The organism is Microbacterium arborescens, from assembly GCF_049707515.1.
Taxonomy (GTDB): domain Bacteria; phylum Actinomycetota; class Actinomycetes; order Actinomycetales; family Microbacteriaceae; genus Microbacterium; species Microbacterium arborescens_B.
Genome location: NZ_JBNAFI010000019.1, coordinates 1 through 541 on the forward strand (window position 1 = coordinate 1; position 541 = coordinate 541).

The window sequence follows — 541 nt, forward strand, 5'->3', positions numbered from 1 at the left end:
GACCACACCATCGACTACGCCAAGGGCGGCCACACCCACATCTTCAACCTCGCCCACCTCTGCCAACGACACCACTCGATGAAGCAGTTCACGAAGTGGGAAGTCCGGCAGGTCGGCGGCGGAGTCCTCGAATGGACCTCACCGCTCGGGCGCATCTACCGCGAAGACGTCCCGATACCGGCGGTGTGCTTCACCATCGACACCGCGAACCCACCACCGCGTGCGGGAACGGGCGGGCCGCCCGACGCCCCACCACCCTTCTGAGATCCCCCACGCGGCTGACTTTCCGCGCCCTGGCCTCCCCGCCCGAGCGAAATCGGCGGGTGACGCGGTGCCCGCTTACGCCGTGCCCGCTTTGCTCCGTGCCCGCTTCGCGCGGTCCGCGCTCTGGGCGGTGCTCGCTCTGCGCGGTGCTCGCTCTGCGCGGTGCTCGCTCTGCGCGGTGCTCGCTTTGCTCCGTGCCCGTGGGCTGACCCCGTTTCGTAGGTCCGGTTGTTATGTGAGTCGTCCTGTCGTCCGCGGTCGCGGGCAGGGAGACTGG

Annotated in this window: 1 protein-coding gene; it reads left to right on the top strand. The window is 69.1% G+C overall.

Features of this window, described 5'->3' with window-relative positions; all coding sequences use genetic code 11:
• The coding region (locus ACPYN5_RS15970; protein ID WP_424449907.1) for an HNH endonuclease at positions 1-264 on the top strand (264 nt) is incomplete at its 5' end.
• Positions 265-541: the final 277 nt, after the last annotated feature.